The organism is Henriciella sp. (assembly GCF_049649345.1).
Lineage (GTDB): Bacteria > Pseudomonadota > Alphaproteobacteria > Caulobacterales > Hyphomonadaceae > Henriciella.
Genome location: NZ_JBARZC010000143.1, coordinates 1 through 4,021, shown reverse-complemented (window position 1 = coordinate 4,021; position 4,021 = coordinate 1). Strand labels below are relative to the sequence as shown.

The window sequence follows — 4,021 nt, the reverse complement described above, 5'->3', positions numbered from 1 at the left end:
AGGCCGCCTCACTCGCTGAAGGGATGGAACGCGCGCGTGATGCAGGCCTGAGAGTTCTTATCTATCCGGAAGGCCATCTGGCCGCGCCCGGAACGCATTATCGCTACAAGCCAGGCGTCTGGCACATGCAAAAGGCGATGGATGTGCCGGTCGTGCCTGTAGCGACAAATCTCGGCGTGTTCTGGCAGCAGGAGGCCATCGAGAAAAAGCCTGGCCGCGCCGTCGTTGAGTTTCTGGCCCCGATTGCGCCAGGCTTGGACAAGGGCGCTTTCCTCGAAGCGCTCACTCAGGCGGTTGAGGGCAAGTCGGCGGCCCTGCTCGCTGAGGCAAAATCAACCGTGACGTCTTCAAGCGCCTTGCTGCCTGACCCTGGTCCCAAACAAACCGGATCGATCAAGCCAGCCTCTCGCGGATAATTGAAAAACAATAACACGATATCTTTACACGATAAGCGTTTATTGTTATTCGATGTTTGACAAAGAAGGAGGTCAATCATGAATAAATTTGAATATCTACTTGCCTGCGGGCTTATCGCTGGCGGTTTATCAGCGTCTGCAAGCGCAATTGAAGCCAACGAATGGCATGTAATGAGTTCAACGGAAGATGGCGCTGTCGTTGCGATCTCTACTGGCTCTGACACAGAGAATGGCGCATACATATCTTGTGCGGAGGACGAACTCGTCGTCGGGATCGGCGTGGTTCCTGGAAGCGTTGCAGACCTTATCCGCGGTTCCTCATCAACCCGTAAGAGAACGCGAAATGCCGTAACCACATTTGGCGATGAGACGTCTGACACGGACTGGGTCTATTATCCGGGGCGCAAAGTTGCGATTTCAGACGATGTTGTGACCGCAAAGAAAATCTACAACTCCGCCGTTAAACGTGAAGATGTCGCCTGGAAGATGGACTTCAAAGACGAAGTCGTGGTCAACTTTCCGGCTATTAACGACACATTCAAGAGCTTCGCGAATGATTGTCCGGTGACCAATCCAGGCAACCAGTAACCACGGTGAACGATCAATCCCGAAAGAGCCCTGCCTGCTTCAGGCGGGGCTTTTCTTATCCAGCTGAAGCTGGGACGATCGTGACGCTTTCGCCGCAGCCACAAGCGTCCGTCTGGTTCGGATTCCGGAAGACAAATTTCTCGTGCAGGCTTGTCGTTTCAAAGTCGACCATTGATCCGAGCAGAAAGAGCACGGCTTTTGCGTCGACGACGATCTGAACACCATTGTCAGTAACAACTTCATCCATGTCGCTTGGCGCTTCGACATAGTCCATGACGTACTCCATGCCGGCGCAGCCACCATTGGTGACGCCGACACGCAGATAGCCGGCGCCATTTTCAGACATGATTTCCTTGACCCGCTCTGCTGCGGCGTCAGTCAAGGTCACAAGTTGAGGTCTGGGTCGTCTGGCCATATTTGCTAGATGAGGGGTCCTGCGGTCAATTTCAATCAGAGCATGTTCAGCGCAAGGCGCGCTTCGTCCGACATGCGCGAGGGATCCCAAGGCGGATCGAAGGTCAAACGCACTTCGACATCCTTGATGCCGTCCACGGTGCGGGCTGCATTCTCGACCCAGCCCGGCATGTCCCCGGCAACCGGGCAGCCAGGCGCTGTCAGCGTCATATCGATGTCGACCTTGCGGTCGTCATCGATATCGACCTTGTAGATCAGTCCCAGCTCATAGATATCCACTGGAATTTCCGGGTCGAAAACAGTCTTGAAGGCAGTGATCAGCTCATCGGTGAGGCGATTTAGCTCATCCTGGGGGATTACCGACACAGCTTCGCTATCGGCTGAAGTGTCAGCCGTCTGCTCGCTTGGATTAAGGCTCATATCGTCTGCCATGTGCAGTCCTTATAGCAGCATTCCACGGGCTTTGTTGAGTGCCTCCACAAATACATCCACCTCTTCCGGCGTATTGTAGATGCCGAAGCTTGCACGCGCCGTCGCTGTGACTCCAAGATGGGACATCAGAGGCTGAGCGCAATGGTGACCTGCACGAATGGCGACACCATACCTGTCTACAAGCTGCGCGATATCGTGCGGGTGAAGGCCTTCGATACCAAAAGACAGGACCGGACCCTTCTCATTAGCATCGCCGAACACTCTGAGGCCGTTGACCTCTTTGAGCGCCGTCAGGGCACGCCGATACAAGGCATCCTCGTGGGCAAAAATGTCGTCCTTGTCGAAGCTTGAAATCCAGTCAATCGCGACACCAAAGCCGATCGCCTGAAGAATGGGCGGCGTTCCCGCCTCGAACTTATGCGGGGCAGTATTATAGGTGACCCGCTCCTGCTCGACGATTTCGATCATCTCGCCGCCGCCCTGATAAGGGCGCAGCCGGTCCAGCGCGTCGGGGGTGCCATAAAGAGCGCCGATGCCGGTTGGCCCGTAGATCTTGTGGCCTGTGAGGACGTAAAAGTCACAACCGGTTTCCTGCACATCCACATCGAGATGAACCCCGGCCTGGCAGCCATCCAGAAGGATTTGCGCGCCATTAGCGTGCGCGAGGTCTACAGCTTTCTTCGCATCGATCACTGTGCCGAGAACATTAGACATGTGCCCTAGCGACACAAATCTGGTTTTGGGACCGAGCGCGGCAGCATAGGCGTCCATATCCAGCGTGCCGTCCTCTCGTATCGGCACCCATTTCAAAACGGCGCCATGGCGCTCGCGCAGGAAATGCCAGGGAACGATGTTGGAGTGGTGTTCGGAGATCGAGAGAATAATCTCGTCACCGGCCTGGATCTCCGCAGCAAGCCCGGAAGCAACAAGGTTGATGGCTTCCGTGCCACCCTTGGTGAAAATGATTGTGTCCGGCGACGGTGCATTTATAAATTTCTGCACTGTCGTCCTCGCGGCTTCATAGGCCGCGGTTGTTTCATTCGCCAGCGTGTGAAGGCCCCTGTGCACGTTGGCGTAGGCCGTCTCTGCCTGAACGCTCATCGCGTCAAGAACGGCGCGGGGTTTCTGGGCGCTAGCCGCATTATCGAGATATACTAGCGGCTTACCGTTCACCTCCCGCGAGAGGATGGGAAACTGGCCGCGAATGGCTGGAAGGTCGAGTGCCATTATCCTGCCCTCAAGCCTGCGCGTGAAGAAAGTCGCGTGTCATGCCGACAAGATCATCGCGTACAGCCGGGTGGGCCGTCTCCAGTGCCTGATTGACAAAGGCCTCGGTCAACAAGGCGCGCGCCTCGTTCAGAGGTAGTCCGCGCTGGCGCATATAGAACAAGGCCGCTTCATCAAGCTGGCCGGACGTATTGCCATGCGCGCATTCAACGTCGTCCGCATAGATTTCGAGTTCGGGCTTGGCGAACACTTCTGCGCCGTCATCCAGCAATAGAGCCTGATGCTGCATGTCTGCATCCGTATATTGGCCTACCGTTCGCGGCACGTGGAACTTGCCCTGGAAAATGCCCTTGCCACCCTTGCTGATGGCGCCCTTGGTCAGCTGGCGTGTGACGCAGGATTCAGCGCCATGGCGCACCAGGCTGGTCAGATCGATGTGCCGGCCTGCTTTTGGTAAATAGGCCGAATTGAGCACGGCTTTCGCGCCCGGCCCGTCATAGCAAACGCGCGTTTCAACTCTGGCCAGCTTTGCCCCGAAGGCGAGAACCGTTTGGTTATACGAGGCACGCTCGCTGAGGGTGACCGACCCTGTAATCGCCGCGGCCGACTCGCTACCATTGTCCTGCAGTATGGTTCGCGACACAGACCCACCGGCCTGAATCCCGAACTCCAGCATAGCGGAGCTAAACCCGCTGGAGGCCGAGTGCGATTCGATTATGTCGATCGCCGAGTTCGGGCGAACGATGAAGGCAAGCCTCGAAAAGACGGCTTCGCCAGCGCCGCCATAATCGATGAACAGGGGTGCCTCGATCTTGCCCGTGACTTCGAACTGGAGAAGGTCATTTGCGCCCGGTTTGCCCGTCAGTGAAGCCGTCAGCGCCGCCAGGGGCATGGTTTCGGCGCCGCCAAGGGCTTGCGCCTCAGATTTCACGAATACCCGGAGG

6 protein-coding genes are annotated in these 4,021 nt (G+C 56.7%); 2 read left to right on the top strand and 4 right to left on the bottom strand.

Features of this window, described 5'->3' with window-relative positions:
- Together WA989_RS03495 and WA989_RS03490 are read left to right on the top strand one after the other, a co-directional pair.
- On the top strand, positions 1 to 416 hold a 416-nt coding region (locus WA989_RS03495; RefSeq protein ID WP_424339131.1), incomplete at its 5' end, for a lysophospholipid acyltransferase family protein.
- Between the two features lie 78 nt (positions 417 to 494).
- Positions 495 to 1,004, top strand: a complete 510-nt coding sequence (locus tag WA989_RS03490) for a hypothetical protein (RefSeq protein ID WP_424339130.1) — start codon at positions 495 to 497, stop codon at positions 1,002 to 1,004.
- 55 nt (positions 1,005 to 1,059) lie between these two features.
- On the opposite strand, the gene WA989_RS03485 is transcribed toward WA989_RS03490, so the two are convergent.
- The 4 genes from WA989_RS03485 to WA989_RS03470 all read right to left on the bottom strand — a co-directional run.
- Positions 1,060 to 1,419: a HesB/IscA family protein gene (locus WA989_RS03485; RefSeq protein WP_424339129.1), complete on the bottom strand. Its 360-nt coding sequence runs from the start codon at positions 1,417 to 1,419 to the stop codon at positions 1,060 to 1,062.
- Between the two features lie 35 nt (positions 1,420 to 1,454).
- Positions 1,455 to 1,850 (bottom strand): SUF system Fe-S cluster assembly protein, encoded by a 396-nt coding sequence (locus WA989_RS03480; protein WP_424339128.1) that lies wholly within the window; start codon positions 1,848 to 1,850, stop codon positions 1,455 to 1,457.
- Positions 1,851 to 1,859: 9 nt separating this feature from the next.
- Positions 1,860 to 3,077, bottom strand: a complete 1,218-nt coding sequence (locus WA989_RS03475; RefSeq protein WP_424339127.1) for a cysteine desulfurase — start codon at positions 3,075 to 3,077, stop codon at positions 1,860 to 1,862.
- A 10-nt stretch (positions 3,078 to 3,087) separates the two neighbouring features.
- The coding region (locus WA989_RS03470) for a SufD family Fe-S cluster assembly protein (RefSeq protein ID WP_424339126.1) at positions 3,088 to 4,021 on the bottom strand (934 nt) is incomplete at its 5' end.

Excerpts from the sequence above, each read along its gene's own strand:
- WA989_RS03490 (WP_424339130.1), top strand. The coding sequence starts at position 495 with ATGAATAAATTTGAATATCTACTTGCCTGCGGGCTTATCGCTGGCGGT.
- WA989_RS03485 (WP_424339129.1), bottom strand. The coding sequence starts at position 1,419 with ATGGCCAGACGACCCAGACCTCAACTTGTGACCTTGACTGACGCCGCA.
- WA989_RS03480 (WP_424339128.1), bottom strand. The coding sequence starts at position 1,850 with ATGGCAGACGATATGAGCCTTAATCCAAGCGAGCAGACGGCTGACACT.
- WA989_RS03475 (WP_424339127.1), bottom strand. The coding sequence starts at position 3,077 with ATGGCACTCGACCTTCCAGCCATTCGCGGCCAGTTTCCCATCCTCTCG.